Genomic DNA, 21,090 nt, shown 5'->3' with positions numbered 1-21,090 from the left:
CACGCTAGGTCGAGGACCGGGCACACGGAAATGGTGCGTGACGGGGCTACAACAAAGCGTGCTGGCCCCGGCATACGTCTTGTAGGAATCCACAGCCGTATCACGCTTGGAGTCGGGCTAATCCACAAACGACCGTGCTCGGCTGTGACCGCCAGGGCCCTCTTCCCCGTCGAATTCGACGGAGATATTCCCGAAAATGCGGCTGCAGACCCCAAGAAACCGCCGAATCCTCAAAATCTCCGTCGAATTTGACGGGGGGCGAGGGGCGAGGCGGCGGGGATGTTCGCGGCGGACGGGTTACGACGGGTTACGGGCGATGATGTGGAAGACGTGCCAGTGCCTGGGACCTATCGCCGACTGGCCCGGGCGGTCGTCCTCGACGAGGCTGTGGATCTCCAGGCCGGCGAGCAGCGACTCGACCTCGGCCCGGTCGTGGAAGTTCATTTCGGCCCGGCCGGCCCAGTCGTCGTGCGGCCCGAACAGCTCACCGGCGAACCAGGCCCCCGGTTTTAACGCGGCACGGATGTCCGCCCAGAGCCCGGGGAACGCGGCCGGGTCGCAGAACGGCAGGGCGAAGCCCGCGTAGACGAGGTCGGCGGGAGGGAGCTCGGGCAGGTCCTCGAACCGGGCCTGGCCGAAGGCCAGCCGGCCCAGCTCCGCGGGGTGCAGGCCCCGCTGCACGAGGTCCTTCGCGCCGGGGTCGGCGTCGAACGCCAGGACGCGCCAGCCGGCCCGGAGCAGGTGCCGGGTCTCCGTGCCCTCGCCGCAACCCAGGTCGATCGCGGCACCGGCCGGGGTGTCCCCCCGACGCCGAAGGGCCTCGACCAGCACCGACCGGGCGGACCGGCCGGCCTGGGCGTCGTAGTAGGCAGGCCAGTCCATCGGCCCGGTCCCCGTCGGCTCGGCACCCATCGGCCCAGCACCCATCGGCTCGGCGCCCATCGGCCCAGCACCCATCGGCCCGGCACCCATCGGCCCGGCGCCCATCGGCCCGGCGCCCATCGGCTCGCTGCCCGTCGGCTCGGCGCCCATCGGCTAGGCGCCGGCCGTGACGACCTCGAGGATCGCTGCCCCGTAGGAGTCGAGCTTCTTGGCGCCGACTCCGGAGATGCCGTCGAGGTCGGCCAGGCTGGTCGGCCGGGTCGCGGCGATGGCGAGCAGGGTCGCATCGCCGAAGATGATGTACGCGGGCACCCCCTGCTCCTTGGATTGCACGGAGCGCCAGGTGCGGAGCGCCTCGAACAGGGTTTCCTGCTCGGGGCTGAGGTCCGCGGCGGCGGCCTTCGCCGCGCTCTTCCGCGCGCCGGCCGCCGGGCGGGCGGCCCGTTCGGGTTCGGTGCGCAGTTCGACGGTGCGGCGCCCGGCGAGCACCTCGGCGGCGGCATCCGTGAGCACGAGCGTGCCGTATTCTCCGGAGGTGGCGAGGAATCCCTGGGCCAGGAGTTGGCGCACGACCCCGCGCCACTGCTGGTCGCTGAGGTCGGCGCCGATGCCCCAGGTGGCCAGCTGGTCGTGGCCGTGCTGGGTGGTGCGCGGGGTCACCTTGCCGCGCAGGATGTCGATCAGCTGGCCGGCGCCGAAGCGCTGGTTGCGCTCGCGCAGGAGGCGCACGACGGTGGAGAGCAGCTTCTGCGCGGCCACGGTGCCGTCCCAGCCGACGGGGGGCTCGAGGCAGGTGTCGCAGTTGCCGCAGGGTTCGCTCGGCTGGCCGAAGTAGCGCAGCAGGTTCACCCGGCGGCAGCTCACGGTCTCGCAGAGTGCGAGCATGGCGTCGAGGTGCGCGGACAACTTGCGCCGGTGCGCGAGGTCGCCGGGCGACTCGTCGATCATGCGGCGCTGCTGCACGACGTCTTGCAGTCCGTAGGCAAGCCAGCCGGTCGACGGCAGGCCGTCGCGGCCGGCGCGGCCGGTCTCCTGGTAGTAGCCCTCGACCGACTTCGGCAGGTCGATGTGGGCGACGAAGCGAACGTCGGGCTTGTCGATGCCCATCCCGAACGCGATCGTGGCGACGATGACGACGCCGTCTTCGCGGAGGAACCGGGACTGGGTGCGGGCGCGGAGGCCCTGGTCGAGGCCCGCGTGGTAGGGCAGCGCGTTGACGCCGTTCTGGCGCAGGAACTCGGCGGTCTGCTCCACGGTCTTGCGGCTGAGCGCGTAGACGATCCCGGCGTCGCCCTGGTGCTCGGCGCGGATGAAGGCGAGCAGCTGCTTGCGCGGTTCGGCCTTGCCGACGATGCGGTACTGGATGTTCGGCCGGTCGAAGCTCGCGACGAAGTGGCGGGCCTGGCCCAGCTGCAGACGGGTGGTGAGTTCCTTGTGGGTGGCATCCGTTGCCGTGGCGGTGAGCGCGATCCGCGGCACGTCGGGCCAGCGGTCGGCCAGTTCGGACAGGGCGAGGTAGTCGGGCCGGAAGTCGTGCCCCCATTGCGACACGCAGTGCGCCTCGTCGATGGCGAAGAGCGCGATGGTGCCGCGGTCGAGGAAGCGTTTGGTGGCCTCGGAGGAGAGCCGCTCGGGGGCGACGTAGAGCAGGTCGAGGTCGCCGGCAAGATAGTCGCGTTCGACCTGGCCGCGGGCAGCGGAATCCTGGCTCGAGTTGAGGAACGCGGCGCGCACGCCGACCGCGGTCAGGGCGTCGACCTGGTCCTGCATCAGGGCGATCAGCGGCGAGATGACGATGCCGGTGCCCTCCCGCACGAGCGACGGGATCTGGTAGCAGAGGCTCTTGCCGCCGCCGGTGGGCATCAGCACGACCGCGTCGCCGCCCCCGATGACCTGGTCGATGATCTGCGCCTGTTCGCCGCGGAACGAGTCGTAGCCGAAGACCGTGCTCAGCGCTTCCGCGGCCGTGGCGAACTTCGCGGTGGCCCGACGGGGCGCGGCTACCGGGGGGCGCCCGCCGGAGGCATTTTCGGCCGAGCCGGATGCCCCGGTGAACGCGGCATCGGCGTCGCCCTCCGGCGGGGGCGGGGCGTCGAAATCGTCGGGTGGTTCGAACTCGTCAGGATCCCACGGTATTTCGGCGTTCCAACTCACCCGGCAACTCTACCTGCGACCTCCGACGGACTCCTCCTCCTCCTCTTCCGCTTCCGGGCCGGCGGCCGACGTCCGGCCGCGCCGGTTGACCACGAGCAGGGTGGCGCCGATGGCCAGGACGACGGCGCCCAGGGCGCCGCCGATCCAGGCCAGGTCGCCGAGGCCCGGGCCGGCCGGCGCGGAAGCGGGTGCGGTGGCATCCGCCCCGGTCTGCGCCGTGCCGCCGCAGCGGGGCAGCGCCGGTGACCCCTCGGCCAGTTTCTGGCCGGCGGCCGGCTGCCAGCTGAAGGTGTAGTCCTTCGACACCGCGTGCCCGTCGGTGGAGACGACCTGCCAGATCACGGTGTACTCCCCCGGCTGGCCGAGCTGGGCCGTGGTTTCGATGCTCGGCCCGAACAGGGTGACGCAGCCGTCGCCGTAGTAGAGCGGGGTGGCCGCGCCGGCAGGGCCCCGGATCGCCATGGCGTTCCCGGAGCCCTCGCTGTGCAGGTCGAGCAGCTGGTCGTTCGTCGTCACCGTGAAGGTGCCCGGCTGCTCGGTCACGATGGCGCCCTCGGCCGGCGACGAGCCGACCGGATAGTTGTGCGCGAAGGCGGGCGCGGCGGACCCCCCGACCAGTGCCGCGACGACGGCGGCGGCGCCGAGCACCCTGACCGACCAGCGGCGGTTCCCCGCGCCGTGCGTCTCCCTGTTGCGTCGCATGGGTCGAGCCTAGACCGACCGCTTGGTGCGTCGCCCGGTCACGGCCAGCACGATGCCGATCGCCCCGACGACGAGCCCGCCGACTCCGAGCACCCGGGCGAGCACGTCGTCGCCGGCGGCACCGGCCGACGTCGCCTCGGCATCCGTGGCACCGGCCGCATGGCCCTGCTCACCGCCTGCGACGGCGGCCGTCACCGCGACGGACGGCGCCGGATGCTCCGGCTCGGCCTCGCCCTCCACGGCGTGCTGGTCCCAGGCCGTCGACCCGGTGACACAGGTCTGCTGCACCGGGAACTCCAGGGTCTGCCCGGCCGCGTCGGCCGGGAGCGGCACGCTGAGGTCGAAGGTGGTGCGCCGTCCGTCTTCCATCGGGGTGATGGCCGTGTAGACGACCCGGCCGATCCGGGTGCTGATCGTGTTTCCCTCCGCGTCGGTGATCGGCTTGGCCAGGTCGACCGAGGTCTTCGCCACGGTCCAGTCGGGGTTGACCGTGGGGGTGACGCTGACGACGCTCTCCGGAATGCTGATGCTGATGCTCGTTGTCGGCGAGCCGTCGCAGCCGTGCGGCAGCGCGAAGCTGAGCACGGCGTGGGAGCCGGCCGCGGTGGACGACGGGTCGATGTCGAGGTGCGCGCTGGCCGCGAGCGGGGCGGCGAGAGCGAGGAAGGTGCCGGCGGCGAGGGCCGACGCGGCGAGGGCTGTTTTCTGGAACTTCATGGGGTGTCCTTGCTGTGGGGCGCGCCGGCGGGAACGCAGGACGAGGCCTGCAGAGGGTTCGGCGCGGTGGCGCAATCGGTCTGGTCTTGACGATGTCCGACGCGCGGGGCCGACTAGACGGGAGCGTCAGGCAGGCAGCGTCAGGCGGTCAGCGTCAGGCGGGCAGGGAGACCGGCGGGCCACGATGGCGCATGACCGAGAGGAGCACTCTCAGGTCCCGGGGCGTGAAGACCCGGGCGGTGGTCACCATGCGGCGCGGCGACCGCGGCGGCAGCACGAGGGGGTGCTGCGCGAAGAGCGCACGGATGATCGGGCACGCGTTCTCGAGGAGACCCCAGAACGCGCGTTCACCGAAACGGAGGGCGAGGATCGTCACGGCGGCGGCGGCGAGGTGGGCCAGCCGCATGGCGATGCCGTCGGCGGGGCCACCGGCCATTGCGCCGGTCATGGCGCCGGAGCCGAGGCGTCCGGAACCGGGCGCGGCGAGCAGCGCCGGGTCGGCCAGGACGGCGATCCAGCGGTGGTCGTGCGGCGCGGCGGAGGGCGTCGCCATCGCACCGCCCGAGCCGCCGAGCGAGAACAGGCCGTGGAAGATCAGCTGGCTGGCGAGCACGGACAGGCTCACCCGCCAGAGCGAGAGGGTGCGGCCGGCCAGTCCGACGCAGACGATGCCGGCGAAGGCGAGGGACAGCGCTACGGGCACGAGGCCGGGGCCGGATCCGCCGCCGAGGGTGTGTGAGAGCGCGGCGACGAAGGTCGAGAACAGGGCGGCGATCCAGCCGCGGGCGAACCGTGCCCACCGTGTGGTCATCGTCGCCCCCTCGGCCCGTTCGCTCCCACCCTACCCGGCGCCGGACGGCGGGCAGGCGGGACGGCGGGCAGGCGGGACGGCGGGCAGCCGGGCAGGCATCCGCCCCGGCTCCGCCGCCGCTCGCTAGGCTGGGCTTCTCATGCTCACCGCGGGACTCGGCCTCATCGGGGCGCTCATCTTCGGCAGCGCCGACTTCCTCGGCGGCCTGGCCGCGAGGCGGATGAGTTCCATGCTCGTGACCGCGGTCGCCGCGGCATCCGGTCTGGCCGCGCTGCTCCTCGCGCTGCCGTTCGTCGGCGGCGTCTGGTCGCCGCAGGCCGTGTTCTGGGGCGCTCTGTCCGGGGTCAGCGGCGCCATCGCCATCTCGCTCCTGTACGCCTGCCTCGCGATCGGGCCGATGAGCATCCTGTCCCCGCTCACCGCGGTGGTGTCCGCGGTGGTGCCGATGGCGGCCGGACTGGCCGGAGGCGACCGGCTCGCCCCGATCGGCTACTGGGCCCTGGGGCTGGCCCTGGTGGCGGTCGTGCTGGTCGGCTTCGTCCCGGAGAAGGGTGCGGTGCGGCCGAGCACGGTCGGGGTGCTGATGGCGCTCGGCTCCGGTGCCATGATCGGCGGGTTCATGATCATGATCGACCTGACCCCCGACGACAGCGGGCTGGTTCCGCTGGTGCTGAACCGCGCCGTGAACGGCACGATCATGTTCGTCCTGGTCGGCGTGCTGGCCCTGACCGGCCTGCGCCGACGACGGATGCCGGCCGTGCCGGCGACGGGCCGGTCACGGGCGGCGGGCACCCCGGGCCCTCGGGCCGCGCTGCCGCTTCGGCGCCCGACCCTGCTGGTGGGTCTCCGGCTGGCGGCGGCCTGCGGCGTGGTCGACGTCACGGCCAACTTCCTGCTGCTCCTCGGGATGCGGGCAGGGGACCTGAGCGTGATGAGCGTGCTCACCGCGATGTACCCGGCCGGCACGATCCTGCTCGCGGCCGTGGTGTTGCGGGAACGCATCGCGCCCGTGCAGTGGCTCGGCCTTGCCCTCGCGCTGGCCGCCGCCGGGATGCTCGCCGCCGCCTGATCCCTGCCGGCGGCGCGTGGCCGGGCGAATGTCGCTGTGGGGCGGCCACCCGAGGCAGCCCCACAGCAACTCATCGAGCGGGTCGTCGGCCACAAACCCGAATTGTGACGGAGAATCCGAACGGATGCCACGACTCGCGTGCGAGCCGCAGATACGAGCAGCATATTGCGCCGCGCCCGGCACCAGCGGCAGCAACACGCCGGTGAGCCGCGTCGAACTTGTCGGACGGGATCGTGATGGCGAAGTGATGAGACCCGGCCGGAGGCCTCCGCATCGTCCGACCAATCGACCGCCTCAGCCTGCGTAGGGGACGGCGGCGAGGATCTCGATCCGAACGCTCGGGTTGGAAGGGGTGGCGTACGTGACGGTGTCCCCTACAAAGGAGCCGATGATGGCCCGGCCCACCGGTGACGACGGGGAATACACATCGATGTCCACGCCGGGATCGAGCGAAGCGAGCTCTCGTTCCCCGAGCAGGAACACGGTCGCCCGGGTGTCGCCGGATAGCATCGCGGTGACCCGCATCCCGGGTTCGACCAGCCCGTCGTCCGGTTTGATCTCGGATTCGGAATGACGAAGGGTCTTTCGCAGCGCGCGGATGCGGTCGACCGTGGTGGCGTCGGGACTGGGGTGCGTGGCCAGTTGCGCGAGTTCCTCGATCATCGAGGCGAGCGCGCTGGGCGGGACCCAGACTGTTCCTGCGGTCATGGGATCTCTCCGTAACGTACGCGAAACGCTCGTGCGTTCCGCAGTGGTCAATCCACCATGCTACCGGCGAACCTCGCCGGGGGGTCGGGCGCGCACGTGGATGCGCTCTCCCTGCTTGCCGAACATGCTCAGGATCTCGACAGCCCCCGCGCCGGTCGACCCGAACCAGTGCGGGTTCCGGGTGTCGAATTCCGCGGCTTCGCCGGTTCCCATGATGATGTCGTGCTCCCCGAGGACCAGCCGCAGCCGGCCGGAGAGCACGTAGATCCACTCGTAGCCGGAGTGGGTTCGCGGCTCAGGGTCGCGATCCGTCGCGGGAATGGACATCTTGAACGCCTGCGGCTCGCCCTGGTGTACCGACAGCGGGGTGAGGGTGCGCCCGTCGGTGCGGGTGGAGTTCTGGAGCACTCGGGGGTCTTCGATCCTCGGCGGCGTCACGACCTCGTCGAAGGGCACCCCGAGGGCGGCCACGATCGGCAACAGGAGTTCGAGGCTGGGCTTCCGCTGCCCCGATTCGAGGCGGGACAGTGTGCTCGTGGAGATCCCGGTGGCCTTCGACAGCTCGGCCAGGGTCAGGTCCTTCTTCTGGCGGATTCTACGCAGCCGGGGCGCGATCTGGCTGAGCGCGGTCTCGATGCGTTGCGCAGTGCTCATGCGCCCATCGAATCAGCTTCTCCCTGTTTCGGCAACAAAACTTCCACTCGGCGCCACGGCGGTGGGACTCTACTTGCGGAGGTGGTGACAATGACCGAGAAGACACACCACGATGTGATTATCATCGGCGCGGGCGCCGCAGGCCTGAGCGCCGGACTGGTGCTGGCGAGGGCCCGCGCGAGCGTCCTGCTGCTCGATGCCGGCGAGCCGCGCAACGCACCGGCGGCACACATGCACGGTTTCCTCTCCCGCGACGGGATGCCGCCGGCCGAGTTCCTGGCCGCCGGCCGCCGCGAGGCGACTGCCGCCGGCGCCACGATCGAACCCGCGACGGTGAGAGGGATCGAGCGCCGCGACGACGGCGGATTCGACGTGACCCTGGCCGGCGGCACTGTCGAGGTCGCCCGGACCCTGCTGGTGGCGACCGGACTGAAAGACGAGCTCCCCGGCATCCCCGGAGTGAGCGAACGATGGGGCGCGCTGGTGCACCACTGCCCGTACTGCCATGGCTACGAGGTGCGGGACCGTTCGATCGGCGTGATCGGCGGGGCCGCCCGCGAGATGTCACTCAAGCAGGCCGGGCTCCTACGCCGGTACAGCGACCGGGTGACCCTCCTGACCAACAGCATCGAGCTGACTCCGGCCGAGCGGCACTACCTGGGGGCCTTCGGCATCCGGATCGTCGACGGCACGGTCTCCCGGCTCAGCGGAGAGGTTGACGGCCCCGTCGCGGTCAGCCTCGATGACGGACACTCCCTCGAGTGCGAGGCCGTGTTCATCGCTCCCGTCCCCCGCCCCACCGATGATCTCCTGCGCTCCTTGGGCTGCGAGGCCGACCCCCGCACCGGGCTCGTCGCCGTCGACGCGGCCGGCCAGACCAGCGTTCCCGGCGTCTGGGCCGCGGGCAATGTCGTCACGCCCAGCGCCCAGGTCATCACCGCTGCCGGCGCCGGAAGCGCCAGCGCCATCGCGATCAACGGATGGCTGCTCCAGCAGGACATCGTCGCCGCATCCGCCGGCCGGCAATCCGCCTGACCGAGCTCGATTCACGACCACTCTCAACTCACAACCACTGCATGACCCAGCGAAAGGCACAACCATGTCCATGTCCCAGCCGAACCAGAGCAGCCCCGCGTCAGCACCCCCGTCCGTGCACGTCAGGGCGATGATCACCTGGATCGCCATCTTCCCGCTCGTGACCCTGGGCTTCTTCGCGATCGCCCCGTTCGCGACCGGCTGGAACCCGGTTCTCCGGGCGTTCGTGCTGTCGATCGTCGTGGTGCCCGTCGCCGTCTACCTCGTGGTGCCCCAGCTGATGCGTGCCTACCGGGCGCTCCAGGGCCGCCGCCGCTGACCCGGCCTGCGGTTCTCAGTGACGGACGGCGGCGTTTCCTGCCGCTGGTCCCAGACGCGTGGCGCATGGAGACGTGCACGTGTTCGCGCGTGTTCGCCCGCCTCCATCGCACTGCTCCCGGGGTGTCTCACGACCAATGGTGAGCAGCCAGGGGATGCCAGATACTCCGGCCGCTCTGAAGTCCGGCGGTAGTGCCGCAGAGCCTGGGCAGGGTGCGGTCTCGACAGGCTCGACCACCGGGCGGCGCTGGTCGAGACTCGTGGCTCAGGTTGGAGAAGCTGGCGCACACTAGAACATCCGCCCGCTTCTCCAACCTGCGCCGCGACGCTCGACCACCGGGGCTCGATCACCCGACGGGTGACTTCGGGGGTGGGGAAGCGGTCAGTCCCGTCCGGTGAACACCGGCCGGCGTTTCTCCTGGAACGCGGCGAAGCCCTCCCGGTAGTCGTTCGTGGCGCAGAGCGCGGCCTGGGCGCGGTTCTCCGCCGCGACGCTCTCCCACAGCCCGAGCCGGTCGTCGCGGAGCGCCCGCACGAGCTCCTTGCTGGCCAGGAACGCCTGGGTGGCACCGGTCGCTGCACGCGCCGCGGCCTCCTCGGTCGCCGCCCGCACCGCGTCGGCCGGGAAGACCTGGCTGAACAGCCCGGCGGCCACCGCCTCGGCGCCCGACATCAGCCGGCCGGAGTAGATCAGGTCGAGGGTGCGGTGCGCGCCGAGCCGCTCCACGAACAGGGCGTGCCCGCCCGAATCGAGCGTGGCGCCGAGGTTGGCGAACGGGGAACCGATCTTCGCCGTGTCGGCGACGTAGACGACATCCGTCGCGATCAGCAGGCCGAGGCCCACGCCGAGGCAGGCGCCGTGGGCGACCGCGAAGGTGGGGGCCGGGAAGGCGCTCATCCGTCTGAGCAGGGGGGTGACGAGGCCGCCGAGGAACCCCATCACGTCGTCGCGGCGCGGGTCGACGCCGGCGATGTCGCGCCCGGCGCAGAACGCCCGGCCCTCGCCGCGCAGCACGAGTGCGCGCACCCCGGCCGTCTCCGCCGCCTCGTAGGCGGCGTCGAGTTCGGCGAGCGCGGCCGGGTCCAGCGCGTTGAGCTTATCGGGGGCGTTCAGGACGACGTGTGCGACGTCGTCGCGGATGGTCAGTTCGATCACGGCTGGTGGCCTCTCAACGATGGTCGGTCAGACGTCGTAGTCGACGACGACTTTGTCGGTCGTGGGGTGCGACTGGCAGGTGAGCACGTAGCCGCGGGCGATCTCGTCCGGCTCGAGCGCGTAGTTCTCGGTCATCATCACGTCGCCGCTGACCAGCTTGGCGCGGCAGGTGCCGCACACTCCCCCGGCGCAGGCGAACGGCACGTCCGGCCGCACCCGGAGGGCGGCGTTCAGGATGCTCTCCTTGGCGTTGACGGGTGTCGTCACCGTGGCGCTCTCCCCGTCAAGGGTGAACTCGATCTCGAAGGTCTTGTCCCCGGCCGCGACGATCACCGGGCGACCGGTGTCACCGCCGGCGTGGGACGGCTCGCCGGTGGTGAACAGTTCGAAGCGGATGTGCTCCGGCGCGACGCCGACGCTCTCCAGGGTGTCGCGGCACAGCTGCACGAGTTCGAACGGTCCGCAGAGGAACCACTCGTCGACCGCGGCCGGCCGGATGATGCTCGCGAGCATGAGCCGCAGCTTCTCCTCGTCGATCCGGCCCGAGAGCAGGGTCGAGGAGCGGGTCTGGCGGGACAGGACGTGGTGCAGCGCCAGCCTGGCCGGGTACTTGTCCTTGAGGTCGGCGAGTTCGTCGAGGAACATCACGTCGAGCGCGGTGCGGTTCGTGTAGACGAGGGTGAACCGGGAGGTCGCGGAGCGCTCGAGCACGGTGTGCGCGAGCGACATCAGCGGGGTGATCCCGCTTCCGGCCGCGATGCCGACGATGTGGGTGTCGTCGAGGGTATCCAGGGCGGTCGTGAAGGTGCCCTGGGGGCTCATCACGTCGAGCCGGTCGCCGGCGTGCAGCTCGGTGTTCGCCCAGCTGGAGAAGACGCCGCCGAGGTCGCGCTTGATCGCGACGCTCACCGAGCCGACGGTGCGCGGGCGGCAGATGGAGTAGCTGCGCCGCAACTCCCGCCCGTCGATGGTGGCGCGCAGGGCGAGGTGCTGGCCGGGGTCGTAGTCGTATTCCCCGTGCAGCTCGGGCGGCACGGCGAAGGTGACCTCGACACTGTCCTGGGTGAGCGGGCGCACCTCCGCCACGGTGAGGGTGTGGAACCGGCCGCGGCGTTTGCCGGCCGGCGCGCCGGGCGCGCCCTCGAGGGGTGCGTCATCTTGCGCCGGGTCGAGCCGGGCCGGGTCGAGAACGGTCGTGGCTGAATCGGAACTGCCGAGATTTCGTGCGGCCATGGTCACAACACCTTGAAGTAGTCGAACGGTTCGAGGCAGTCCCGGCACTCATAGAGCGCCTTGCACGACGTCGAGCCGAAGCGGGCGAGTTCCCGCGTGTTCAGAGAGGAGCAGCGCGGGCATTTGACTGCGAGCTGCAGGCGCACGGCGCCGGCCGGGCGAACACCGGAACGCCCGGTGGGGGCGGCGATGCCGTAGGTCACCAGCTTCGCCTTCCCCTCCTCGCTCATCCAGTCGGTGGTCCAGGCGGGGGCGAGCACGAGTTCGACGGTGACGTCGTCGTAGCCGGCGCCGCGCAGCACGGTGAGCACGTCGTCCCGCATGGCCTCCATCGCGGGGCATCCGCTGTAGGTCGGGGTCAGTGTGACGGTCGTTCGCGTGCCGTCGACCGTGACCGAGCGCAGCACGCCGAGGTCTTCGATCGTGAGCACCGGGATCTCGGGGTCGCAGACCCGCGCGGCCAGGTCCCAGGCCCGCTGGGAGGCCAGGTCGGCCGGCCGCGGGCGGGCGACGGATGCGCCGGGCGCCACCCTCGACTCGGTCACCAGGACGCCCCGGGGTGGGACCTCGCCAGCACCTGCATCTCGGCGAGCAGCGGGCCGAGGTTCTCGGAGTGGTCCCCGCGGCGGCCGCCGCCGGAGGAGATGAAGCCGCGCGGCTCGTCGAGCTCAGCCTCCCGCAGCACGGGGGCCATCGCCTCCCAGGCCGGGCCGCGCAGGGTGGACGGTCGCACGGCCACACCCTCCAGCCGGTCGATCAGCGGCTCGTCGACGAAGAGTTCGTCGACGAACGGCCACAGGTCGCCCAGCCCGGTGATCATCCGGGCCCGGGATTCGTCGGTGCCGAGGGCCAGGCGCAGCACCCACTGGGCGGCGTGGTCGCGGTGGTAGTCGACCTCCTTGACCGCCTTCGCGGCGATCGCGGCCAGGGTCGCGTCGGCCGAGCCGGCCAGCCGGCTGTAGAGCTCGAACAGGTAGTTCGCGGCGATGAACTGCCGGGCGATGGTGTGCGCGAAGTCGCCGTTCGGCTGTTCGAACAGGTGCGCCGAGCGGAACTCTGGTTCGGTGCGCCAGTAGGCGAGGTCGTCTTCGGTGCGGTTCGATTCGGCGCCGGCGTAGTGCAGCAGCGAGCGGGCGTGGCCGATCAGGTCGAGGGCGATGTTGCCCAGGGCGATGTCCTCCTCGAGCTCGGGGGCGCGGGAGATCCACCAGCCCAGCTGCTGGGCGAGGACGAGGGAGTCGTCGCCGAGCCAGAGCGCGTATTCGGCGACGTCGTGCGAGGCGACCGAGGGACCCTCGACCAGTTCGGCGGAGAGTTCGACGCCGTCGACCTCGACGTGGCCGTGGCCCTCGTTCTCGCCGTGGTCGTGGCCCCGGTCGGGGGCAAACGCGCCGGCGCTGGGGCCGGCATCCGTGCGGCTGGGGGTGCTCACAGGTGTTTCACCCCTTCGCTCTTGGAGTAGTAGCTGGCGTGGCGGTAGTTCTTGCCGGCGGGCGATTCGAAGAAGGCGCCCTTCGCATCCGGATCGCTGGTGGTGATCGCCTCGGCGGGCACGACCCAGATCGAGACGCCCTCGTTGCGGCGGGTGTAGAGGTCGCGGGCGTTGCGCACGGCGAGGGTGGCGTCGGGGGCGTGCAGCGAGCCGACGTGGGTGTGGCTGATGCCACGGCTGGAGCGCACGAAGACCTCCCAGAGGGGCCAGACCTCTTTCTCGGACGCACCGGGTGCGCTCATCAGGCGACCGCCGTCTCGGTCAGCGCGGTTCCGGTCGAAGCGTGGGCCTGCTTGCGGGCGTACGCGGCCGCGGCCTCGCGCACCCAGCGGCCGTTCTCGTGGGCGTCGCGGCGGCGCTGGAGGCGCCGGGCGTTCGCCGGCCCCCTGCCCTGGAGCACCTCGTGGAATTCGGTCCAGTCGATCTCGCCCATGTCGTACACACCCTTCTCTTCGTTCCAGCGCAGGTCGGGATCCGGCAGCGTCACGCCGAGGACCTCGGCCTGCGGCACCAGCATCCCGACGAAACGCTGGCGCAGTTCGTCGTTGGAGAACCGTTTGATGTTCCACTTCATCGACTGCGCCGAGTTGGGCGAGTCGTCGTCGGGCGGGCCGAACATCTGCAGGGCCGGCCAGTACCAGCGGTTCACCGATTCCTGGGCCATCGCCCGCTGGTCGTCGGTGCCGTTCATCAGCTCGAGCAGGATCTCGAAGCCCTGGCGCTGGTGGAACGACTCCTCCTTGCAGATGCGCACCATGGCGCGCCCGTATGGTCCGTAGGAGGCCCGGCAGAGCGGCACCTGATTGCAGATGGCGGCGCCGTCGACGAGCCAGCCGATCGACCCCATGTCGGCCCAGGTCGGGCTCGGGTAGTTGAAGATCGAGGAGTAGCGGGCCTTGCCGGCGATGAGGGCATCCGTCATCTCGTCGCGGGTGATCCCGAGGGTCTGCGCCGCGGAGTAGAGGTAGAGGCCGTGGCCGGCCTCGTCCTGCACCTTGGCCAGCAGGATGGCCTTGCGCTTGAGGCTGGGCGCCCGGGTGATCCAGTTGCCCTCCGGTTGCATGCCGATGATCTCGGAGTGCGCGTGCTGGGAGATCTGGCGAATGAGCGTCTTGCGGTACGCCTCCGGCATCCAGTCACGCGGCTCGATCCGGGAATCGGCCGCGATCAGGTCGTTGAACTGCTGCTCTTCCGGTGACAGGCCGGCGGCAGGGCTCGGGGCAATGTCGTAGGGAACTGGCGGGATTGTCATCATTGACTCCTGGTTTCGCGAACTTTTACCAACCGATCGTTCAGTTAGTATATGGTTTCCCTACTACCCCCACAACCATGCGTTGCGGCCAGCGGAACTCAATGAGGAGAACCAGATGACGGATGCTTCACCGCCCTCCAACGGCGCCATGATGCAGAATGACCGGGCATCGGCAGCACTCGGCATGGTCGTTCGCGCGGTGGAACCGGGCCGCGCGGTGGTGTCCATGGTCCTCCGGGACGACATGATGAACGGGTTCGACGTGACCCACGGCGGCATCGTCTTCGCCCTGGCCGACACGGCGTTCGCGATCGCCTGCAACGACGACCACCACGTCACGCTCGCGGCGGGCGCCGACATCACGTTTCTCAAGCCGACCGCCGTGGGGCAGACCCTCACGGCGACCGCAGTGCTTCGCACAAAAAACGGGCGTTCCGGACTGTACGACGTGCGCGTCACCAACGATCACAACGTGCCGGTCGCGGAGTTCCGCGGTCGAAGCCGCACCACCAACCTGCCCCTGCCCGGTACCGCCGCACCCTCTCGCTAGTTCACATTCAACCTGGAGGCCCCATGTCAACGATGACCAAGACCCGCTTGCACGCCCCCGCCCTCGATGAGCTCGACCCGGAGGAGCGCATGTCCCGCGACGAGCTGCAGGCCCTGCAGCTGCGTCGCCTGCAGAAGACCGTGCGCCTCGCCTACCAGAACGTGCCGTTGTACACCCGCAAGTTCGACGCCGCCGGAGTGCACCCCGACGACATCCGCACCCTCGAAGACGTGAACCTGCTGCCGTTCACCACCAAGGACGACCTGCGGGTCTCCTACCCGTTCGGCATGTTCGCCGTGCCGATGGACCAGGTCGCCCGCATCCACACCTCGTCCGGCACCACCGGCCTGCCCACCGTGGTCGGGTACACCAGGAACGACCTCGCCATGTGGGCCGGCCTCGTCGCCCGCAGCCTCCGCGCCTCCGGGGTTCGGCCGGGCATGCGCGTGCACAACGCCTACGGCTACGGACTCTTCACCGGCGGCCTCGGCGCGCACGCCGGCATCGAGGCGCTCGGCGCCACGGCGATCCCGATGTCCGGCGGCCAGACCAACAAGCAGGTCAAGATGATCCAGGACTTCGAGCCCGACGTCATCATGTCCACCCCCAGCTACCTTTTGACGATCACGGATGCCATGGTCGCCGCCGGCATGGACCCGCGCTCGTCGAGCCTCAAGGCAGGCGTGCTCGGCGCGGAGCCGTGGACCAACCAGATGCGGCGGGAGCTCGAGGACCGCCTCGACTTCGACGCCCTCGACATCTACGGTCTGAGCGAGGTGATGGGCCCGGGCGTCGGCAACGAGTGCATCGAGACGAAGGACGGCCCGCACCTCTGGGAAGACAACTTCCTGCCCGAGGTCATCGACGGCGACACCGGGCTCGTGCTCCCCGACGGAACCCAGGGCGAGCTCGTCTTCACCTCCCTGACCAAGGAGGCGTTCCCGGTCATCCGCTACCGCACCCGCGACCTCACCCGGCTGCTGCCCGGCTCTGCCCGGCCGGGCATGCGCCGGATGGAGAAGATCACCGGTCGCAACGACGACATGATCATCCTGCGCGGGGTGAACCTGTTCCCGACCCAGATCGAGGAGATCGTGCTCGGCATCCCGAGCCTGTCGCCGCACTTCGTGATCGAGCTGACCCGCCCGAACCGGATGGACGAGCTGACCGTGCGGATCGAACGGCACGAGCACGCCAGCGACGAGGCATCCGACATCGCCAGCGCGCTGCTGATCCACCGGATCAAGGACCTGATCGGTTCGAGCGTGAACGTGCTGATCGTGGAGCCGGGCACGCTCGAGCGCAGCACGGGCAAGCACAAGCGTGTCTACGACCTGCGGTAACAGCCGCCTGCCCGTCGAATTCGACGGAGATTTTGGCCGAATCACCCCAAAACGGGGCTTCCGGGCTCCAAAAAACGAAAATCTCCGTCGAATTCGACGGTAACGCCCATGAGAGACTTCTCCGTGATGTCTGAACAAGCTCTGACCCGGCGGGGCCGTCCCGGCTACGATCAGCGCGCCATCCTCGAGGTGGCGGTGGCGGCGTTCATCGAGTTCGGCTACGACGCCACCTCGATGGGCGTGCTCGCGACCCGTCTCGCCCTGTCCAAGTCGGCGATCTACCACCACTTCACGTCGAAGGACGAGCTGCTCGAGCTCGCTCTCGCCGAGGCCCTGGACGGCCTCGAGGGCGTGCTCACCGAGGAGAGCGCCCAGGTCGGCCCGGCGATCGACCGGCTCGCCCGGGTGTTGCGCGGGGCCGTGCGGGTGCTCACCGACCGGCTGCCGTACGTGACCCTGCTGCTTCGGGTGCGCGGCAACACGGATGTCGAGCGCTCGGCCCTGTCCCGCCGGCGCGCCTTCGACAGGGCCGTCACCACCCTCGTCACCAAGGCGCGCGACGAGGGTTCGCTCCGCGGCGACATCGACCCGCGCGTTGTCACCCGGCTGCTGTTCGGCATGGTCAACTCGATCGCCGAGTGGTACCGCCCGGAGGGCCCGGAGGATGCCGCCCAGCTCGCCGACGACGTGCTCGCCGTGGCGCTCGACGGCCTCCGCGTCAACCCGCGCGGCGGTCCGCCCGCGTCCGCCGACCTCGCGGCACCAAGCGCGGGCTGACTTGCGGACAGAACACCTTCGCGCGCGCGTCGAGGGTGCTTTTTCCGCAACTGAGCGTTCGCTCGCCCGGCTCGAGCACCGTCACCAGGAAAAGAGAAACGTGAACGACAGCTGGAAGATCACCCTCGGCGAGCTCGACCTGAAGATGGGCGTGACCATCCTCGAGCAGTCCGCCGAACGTGTCGTCGCGACGATGCCCGTGGAGGGAAACCGGCAGTCGTTCGGGCTGCTGCACGGCGGGGCATCCGTCGCCTTCGCCGAGGCGCTCGGCTCGTGGGCGGCCGTGATCCACGCCGGGCCGGGCCGGAGCGCCGTCGGCCTCGACATCAACGCGACCCACCACCTCGCGGCGCGGGAGGGCGTCGTGACCGGGGTCGCCACGGCCATCCGGCTGGGCCGCACCATCGCCTCCCATGAGATCGTGATCAGCGACGACCAGGGCCGCAGACTCTGCACCGCCCGAATCACCAACCTGATCATCGACGCGCCGCTACCTGACCCCACACCGGTGGACTAGTCTCCCCTACATGACCGCTGCGGACCCCGACCTGGAAAACCGGCCCACCCTCGGCAGCGACGCCCGGTGGACGTTCCTGACCAACCACGGGCACGTTCTCGTCACGATCGCGCGGGATCCGCAATGCCGGATGCGCGAGGTGGCGTCCCGGGTGGGAGTCACCGAGCGCGGCGCCCAGAAGATCGTCGCCGACCTCGTGGCGGACGGCTACATCACGAGAACCAGGGTCGGGCGTCGGAACAGCTATCAGATCGCCACCGGGAGACCGTTCCGGCATCCGGTGACCGACGGCCACGAACTTGACGAATTGCTCGCCGTGCTGGTGCCGATCCCACCCCGAACACTGGACGCATGAACTGGAGTTCACTAATCTGGGAGTGTCCTGATCGTTCTGCCATACTCGTCATCCAGTTCGGAGAGTCAGTAAGCCGTGAGCACCGAAGGCATCATCCCAGCAGGCACCCCGGAAGCCCCACCGTCCCCAGCGCCGGCAGGCAGCATCGTGGTCGGGCACGACGGTTCGACCGATGCGGATTACGCGCTCACCACCGCGCTCGGGCTCGCCGATCAGCTGCACGCCCCGGTCGTGATCGTGCGCGCGTGGTCGATCGACACCGCCCCCAAGCCCGCGAACTGGGAGTTCGGCTACGTCTCGTCGTTCGCCGAATACTCGGAGGCGGTTCGGGCCGCTGTGATCGAGGACACCGCAGCGTCGGTGCACGCATTCCCCGGCGTGAGCGTCGACTACCGGGCTGTGCACTCCGGGGCGGCGAAGAGTCTGATCGAGGCCTCGCGGGAGGCGCGCATGCTCGTGGTGGGCTCCCGCGGCCGCGGCAACCTGGCCGGCCTCCTGCTCGGCTCGGTCAGCGACCAGTGCGCCCGGCTCGCGGTCTGCCCGGTGCTGGTGACACGCAAGCGCCCGGGACGCTGACCCGACCGGATGCCCGCCCACCCACAGGCGGCGGCAGCCGCCGAGCACGCCGCCTGGCACACACTGTCGGCCGCTGAAACCACCGCGGCTCTCGGAGTCGACTCCGGGACCGGGCTCGCGGCATCCGTCGTCGATGACCGACGGCGGCTCCACGGACCGAATCTGCTGGTCGAGCCGAACCGAGTGCCGACCTGGCGCAAGATCGCGCACCTTCTCGCCGAGAAGATGACGATCGTGCTGCTGGTGGCCGCGGTCGTGAGCGCCCTCGTCTCCCGGGAGCTGGAGACGCCGATCGTGATCCTGGCCGTGATCATCCTGAACACGGCCTTGAACTACGTGCAGGAGCGACGGGCCGAGAGCAGCCTCCAGGCGCTCCAGAAGCTGTCGGAAGGCAAGGCCGTCGTTCGCCGGGACGACACCGATCTCGAGGTCCTGCGTTCCGACCTGGTGCCGGGCGACATCGTGCTTCTCGACGCCGGGGACTCCGTTCCGGCAGACGGCCGCCTCATCGTCAATGCAGGCCTGCAGGTGGCGGAGGCGACCCTGACCGGCGAATCCGAGCCGGTCGGCAAGACGATCCCGTCGCTGAGTGATTCCGGCTTGCCGCTCGCCGACCGCACCAACATGCTCTTCATGAACACTTTGGTCACCCGTGGCCGGGCCACCATGGTGGTCACCGACACCGGCATGGGCACGGCGGTCGGCGGCATCGCGGCACTCCTGAGCGAGGTGAAGAACGACAAGACGCCGTTGCAGCGGAGGATCAACCAGCTGGCCCAACTACTCACCGTTGCGGCACTGGTAGTGGTGGCGATCGTCTTCGTGCTGGGTCTCGTGCGCGGCGAATCCTGGTCCGAGCTCCTGATCACCGCCGTGTCGCTGGCCGTGGCGACCATACCGGAGGGCCTCACCGCGGTGGTCGCGTTCACCCTGGCGATGGGTGCCTCCCGGCTGGCCGCCCAGGGTGCCATCATCAAGCAGCTCTCGGCGGTGGAAACCCTCGGCAGCGTCAGCCACATCGCCACAGACAAGACCGGCACGCTGACCATGAACGAGATGACCGCCCGCCGGCTGCACACCCACGGCCGCGATTTCCGCATCACCGGCGAGGGCTACGCCACCGACGGCAGGATCCTCACCGGCGACGACCGGCCGATGCCCGACCTCACAGAGGCGTTCCTCACCATGGCCCTCTGCAACGACGCCGTGCTGAACGACGGCGTGCTGGTCGGCGACCCCACCGAAGGGGCTCTGGCCGTGCTGGCCGAGAAGGGTGGCGTAGACGTCGCCGGCGCGCGGCGGGCCCACCCGCGGGTGGCCGAGGTCCCCTTCGACTCCGACTACAAGTTCATGGCCACGTTCCACCGGATGGCGGAGCCGGCGGCAGGTCCCCCGCGACCGCCCGAGCTCCGCTGCTTCGCCAAGGGCGCACCGGGCGCTCTGCTGCCCCTGACCGACTCGGTGCTGACCGACGACGGCATCCGTCCACTCGACGACACGCTGCGGCAACGGATCCACGACGCCGTCCAGGAGCTGGCCGGAGAGGGCCTCCGCACGATCATGATCGCCGGACGCACGCTTGACACCGGAACCGTTCCGGGAGACGACTCAGGTCGGTCACTGGTCACCGGACTGACCCTCTACGCCGTCGTCGGAATCGTCGACCCCCCGCGGGTCGAGGCGGCCGAGGCCATCGCGGTGGCGCTCGGCGCCGGCATCCGGGTTCACATGATCACGGGCGACCATCTCGTCACGGCCTCGGCGATCGCCCGCAACCTGGGCCTGCCGGGCGAAGCCGCGGCCGGTCCCACGCTCGACGACCTCGACGACCTCGAGCTCGCGGCCCGCGCCGCCGACTATGGTGTGCTCGCCCGGGTCACCCCGGCCCACAAGATCCGGGTGGTCAGGGCGTTGCAGGCCGGTGGCAACGTCGTCGCCATGACCGGCGACGGCGTCAACGACGCACCGGCCCTGAAGCAGGCCGACATCGGCATCGCCATGGGCATCACCGGCACGGATGTCTCAAAGGGCGCCGCCAACATGATCCTCACCGACGACAACTTCTCCACGATCGTCGCCGCGGTGCGGGAGGGTCGCGGCATCTATGCCAACATTCTGAAGTTCGTCCGGTTCCAGCTCACCACGGCGTGGGGCTTCGTGCTCATCTTCCTGATCGCGGGCGTCACGGGGTGGGCCGCCGGTGCACCGTTCACCGCGCTCCAGATTCTCTGGGTCAACATCATCATGGACGGGCCTCCCGCGCTCGCGCTCGGCGTTGACCCGGCCGAACCCGGAACGATGAACCGGCCGCCTCGCCCGTCTGACGAACGGCTGCTCACCCGGGAGCGGCTGCTCCGGATTCTCGGGCTCGGCCTCGTCATGGCCGCGGGAACCCTCACCGTTCTCACCCAGGCGCCGGCGCTCTTCCCGGACAGCGCGGGGAACCCTGCCTTCGCCAGCACCCTCGCGTTCACCACCTTCGTCTTCTACCAGGTGTTCAACCTGCTCAATGTGCGCTCGGACACCCACTCCGTCTTCTCGCTCCAGACCTTCACCAACCGCAGCATCTGGGTGGCTCTCGTCGCCGTGATCATCCTGCAGATCCTCGTGGTGCAGGTCGACGTGCTGCAGGCACTTTTCGACACCACGTCGCTCACGGCGACCCAGTGGGGCCTGGCCGTGCTGGTCGGCTCCTCGGTGCTCTGGATCGAGGAAACAGGGAAGGCCATCGCGCGCGCGGCCGGCCGCCGCGCGGCCCGCCGCTGACGCCGCCTGCCGGGAACGAGGGA

At 70.2% G+C, this 21,090-nt stretch carries 23 protein-coding genes; 10 read left to right on the top strand and 13 right to left on the bottom strand.

All coding sequences use genetic code 11. The annotated features are described in order from the left end of the window. Positions 1-297: 297 nt before the first annotated feature. The 5 genes from E3O48_RS14750 to E3O48_RS14730 form a co-directional block, all read right to left on the bottom strand. Positions 298-1,032, bottom strand: a complete 735-nt coding sequence (locus tag E3O48_RS14750) for a trans-aconitate 2-methyltransferase (protein ID WP_241982561.1) — start codon at positions 1,030-1,032, stop codon at positions 298-300. 3 nt (positions 1,033-1,035) lie between these two features. Beyond that, on the bottom strand, positions 1,036-3,036 hold the full coding sequence (gene recQ / locus E3O48_RS14745) for a DNA helicase RecQ (protein WP_134539921.1): 2,001 nt from the start codon (positions 3,034-3,036) through the stop codon (positions 1,036-1,038). Between the two features lie 9 nt (positions 3,037-3,045). After that, positions 3,046-3,738: a copper resistance CopC family protein gene (locus E3O48_RS14740; RefSeq protein ID WP_134539919.1), complete on the bottom strand. Its 693-nt coding sequence runs from the start codon at positions 3,736-3,738 to the stop codon at positions 3,046-3,048. A 9-nt stretch (positions 3,739-3,747) separates the two neighbouring features. After that, the gene (locus E3O48_RS14735; RefSeq protein WP_134539917.1) at positions 3,748-4,455 is read right to left on the bottom strand and encodes a YcnI family protein; all 708 of its coding nucleotides are present in this window, start codon (positions 4,453-4,455) and stop codon (positions 3,748-3,750) included. A 154-nt stretch (positions 4,456-4,609) separates the two neighbouring features. After that, a complete protein-coding gene (locus tag E3O48_RS14730) occupies positions 4,610-5,266 on the bottom strand; it encodes a hypothetical protein (RefSeq protein WP_134539915.1) in 657 nt (218 codons plus the stop codon). Between the two features lie 139 nt (positions 5,267-5,405). Between E3O48_RS14730 and E3O48_RS14725 the strand changes: the two genes are divergently transcribed. Beyond that, positions 5,406-6,335: an EamA family transporter gene (locus E3O48_RS14725; protein ID WP_134539913.1), complete on the top strand. Its 930-nt coding sequence runs from the start codon at positions 5,406-5,408 to the stop codon at positions 6,333-6,335. A 294-nt stretch (positions 6,336-6,629) separates the two neighbouring features. Here the strand turns inward: E3O48_RS14725 and E3O48_RS14720 are convergent, their stop codons facing one another. Further along, positions 6,630-7,043 (bottom strand): GreA/GreB family elongation factor, encoded by a 414-nt coding sequence (locus E3O48_RS14720; RefSeq protein ID WP_134539911.1) that lies wholly within the window; start codon positions 7,041-7,043, stop codon positions 6,630-6,632. Between the two features lie 60 nt (positions 7,044-7,103). Then, entirely contained in the window at positions 7,104-7,697 is a 594-nt protein-coding gene (locus tag E3O48_RS14715; protein ID WP_134539909.1) for a helix-turn-helix domain-containing protein, read from the bottom strand. Between the two features lie 90 nt (positions 7,698-7,787). On the opposite strand from E3O48_RS14715, the gene E3O48_RS14710 reads away from it, so the two are divergent. Further along, positions 7,788-8,732 carry an NAD(P)/FAD-dependent oxidoreductase gene (locus E3O48_RS14710; RefSeq protein ID WP_134539907.1) on the top strand — a complete coding sequence of 315 codons (945 nt, stop codon included), beginning with the start codon at positions 7,788-7,790 and terminating at the stop codon, positions 8,730-8,732. Between the two features lie 64 nt (positions 8,733-8,796). Next, positions 8,797-9,051, top strand: coding sequence for a hypothetical protein (locus tag E3O48_RS14705; RefSeq protein ID WP_174774813.1), 255 nt, complete (start codon positions 8,797-8,799; stop codon positions 9,049-9,051). Positions 9,052-9,432: 381 nt separating this feature from the next. Here the strand turns inward: E3O48_RS14705 and E3O48_RS14700 are convergent, their stop codons facing one another. From E3O48_RS14700 to paaA, 6 genes are read right to left on the bottom strand one after another with little or no spacing between them, the layout of a single operon-like run. Beyond that, positions 9,433-10,206: an enoyl-CoA hydratase/isomerase family protein gene (locus tag E3O48_RS14700; protein WP_134539905.1), complete on the bottom strand. Its 774-nt coding sequence runs from the start codon at positions 10,204-10,206 to the stop codon at positions 9,433-9,435. A gap of 27 nt (positions 10,207-10,233) precedes the next feature. After that, a complete protein-coding gene (gene paaE, locus E3O48_RS14695) occupies positions 10,234-11,439 on the bottom strand; it encodes a 1,2-phenylacetyl-CoA epoxidase subunit PaaE (protein WP_134539904.1) in 1,206 nt (401 codons plus the stop codon). A 2-nt stretch (positions 11,440-11,441) separates the two neighbouring features. Beyond that, a complete protein-coding gene (gene paaD, locus E3O48_RS14690) occupies positions 11,442-11,969 on the bottom strand; it encodes a 1,2-phenylacetyl-CoA epoxidase subunit PaaD (protein WP_134509436.1) in 528 nt (175 codons plus the stop codon). 11 nt (positions 11,970-11,980) lie between these two features. Beyond that, positions 11,981-12,871 carry a 1,2-phenylacetyl-CoA epoxidase subunit PaaC gene (paaC, locus tag E3O48_RS14685; protein WP_134539902.1) on the bottom strand — a complete coding sequence of 297 codons (891 nt, stop codon included), beginning with the start codon at positions 12,869-12,871 and terminating at the stop codon, positions 11,981-11,983. Further along, a complete protein-coding gene (paaB, locus tag E3O48_RS14680) occupies positions 12,868-13,173 on the bottom strand; it encodes a 1,2-phenylacetyl-CoA epoxidase subunit PaaB (RefSeq protein WP_134509343.1) in 306 nt (101 codons plus the stop codon). The genes paaC and paaB overlap by 4 nt, the downstream gene beginning before the upstream one ends. Then, positions 13,173-14,183, bottom strand: coding sequence for a 1,2-phenylacetyl-CoA epoxidase subunit PaaA (gene paaA, locus E3O48_RS14675; protein ID WP_134539900.1), 1,011 nt, complete (start codon positions 14,181-14,183; stop codon positions 13,173-13,175). Before paaA ends, paaB begins: the two co-directional genes overlap by 1 nt. Positions 14,184-14,298: 115 nt before the next feature. Here paaA and paaI point away from each other — a divergent pair, with 115 nt between their 5' ends. From paaI to E3O48_RS14640, 7 genes are all read left to right on the top strand, one after another. Further along, positions 14,299-14,733: a hydroxyphenylacetyl-CoA thioesterase PaaI gene (gene paaI / locus E3O48_RS14670; protein WP_198413078.1), complete on the top strand. Its 435-nt coding sequence runs from the start codon at positions 14,299-14,301 to the stop codon at positions 14,731-14,733. Positions 14,734-14,765: 32 nt separating this feature from the next. Next, on the top strand, positions 14,766-16,076 hold the full coding sequence (gene paaK / locus E3O48_RS14665; protein WP_134539988.1) for a phenylacetate--CoA ligase PaaK: 1,311 nt from the start codon (positions 14,766-14,768) through the stop codon (positions 16,074-16,076). Positions 16,077-16,202: 126 nt separating this feature from the next. After that, the gene (locus E3O48_RS14660) at positions 16,203-16,853 is read left to right on the top strand and encodes a TetR/AcrR family transcriptional regulator (protein ID WP_134539898.1); all 651 of its coding nucleotides are present in this window, start codon (positions 16,203-16,205) and stop codon (positions 16,851-16,853) included. 145 nt (positions 16,854-16,998) lie between these two features. Continuing rightward, complete coding sequence (locus E3O48_RS14655) at positions 16,999-17,370, top strand: hotdog fold thioesterase (RefSeq protein ID WP_134509430.1); 372 nt, start codon at positions 16,999-17,001, stop codon at positions 17,368-17,370. A gap of 10 nt (positions 17,371-17,380) precedes the next feature. Beyond that, positions 17,381-17,725, top strand: a complete 345-nt coding sequence (locus tag E3O48_RS14650) for a helix-turn-helix domain-containing protein (protein WP_134539896.1) — start codon at positions 17,381-17,383, stop codon at positions 17,723-17,725. Between the two features lie 75 nt (positions 17,726-17,800). Next, the gene (locus E3O48_RS14645; protein ID WP_134539894.1) at positions 17,801-18,301 is read left to right on the top strand and encodes a universal stress protein; all 501 of its coding nucleotides are present in this window, start codon (positions 17,801-17,803) and stop codon (positions 18,299-18,301) included. Positions 18,302-18,310: 9 nt separating this feature from the next. Next, positions 18,311-21,067: a cation-translocating P-type ATPase gene (locus E3O48_RS14640; RefSeq protein ID WP_134539892.1), complete on the top strand. Its 2,757-nt coding sequence runs from the start codon at positions 18,311-18,313 to the stop codon at positions 21,065-21,067. The last annotated feature ends 23 nt before the right edge of the window (positions 21,068-21,090 follow it).

Source organism: Cryobacterium sp. HLT2-28 (assembly GCF_004402495.1).
Lineage (GTDB): Bacteria > Actinomycetota > Actinomycetes > Actinomycetales > Microbacteriaceae > Cryobacterium > Cryobacterium mannosilyticum.
This window is presented reverse-complemented; position numbering and strand designations above follow the sequence as displayed.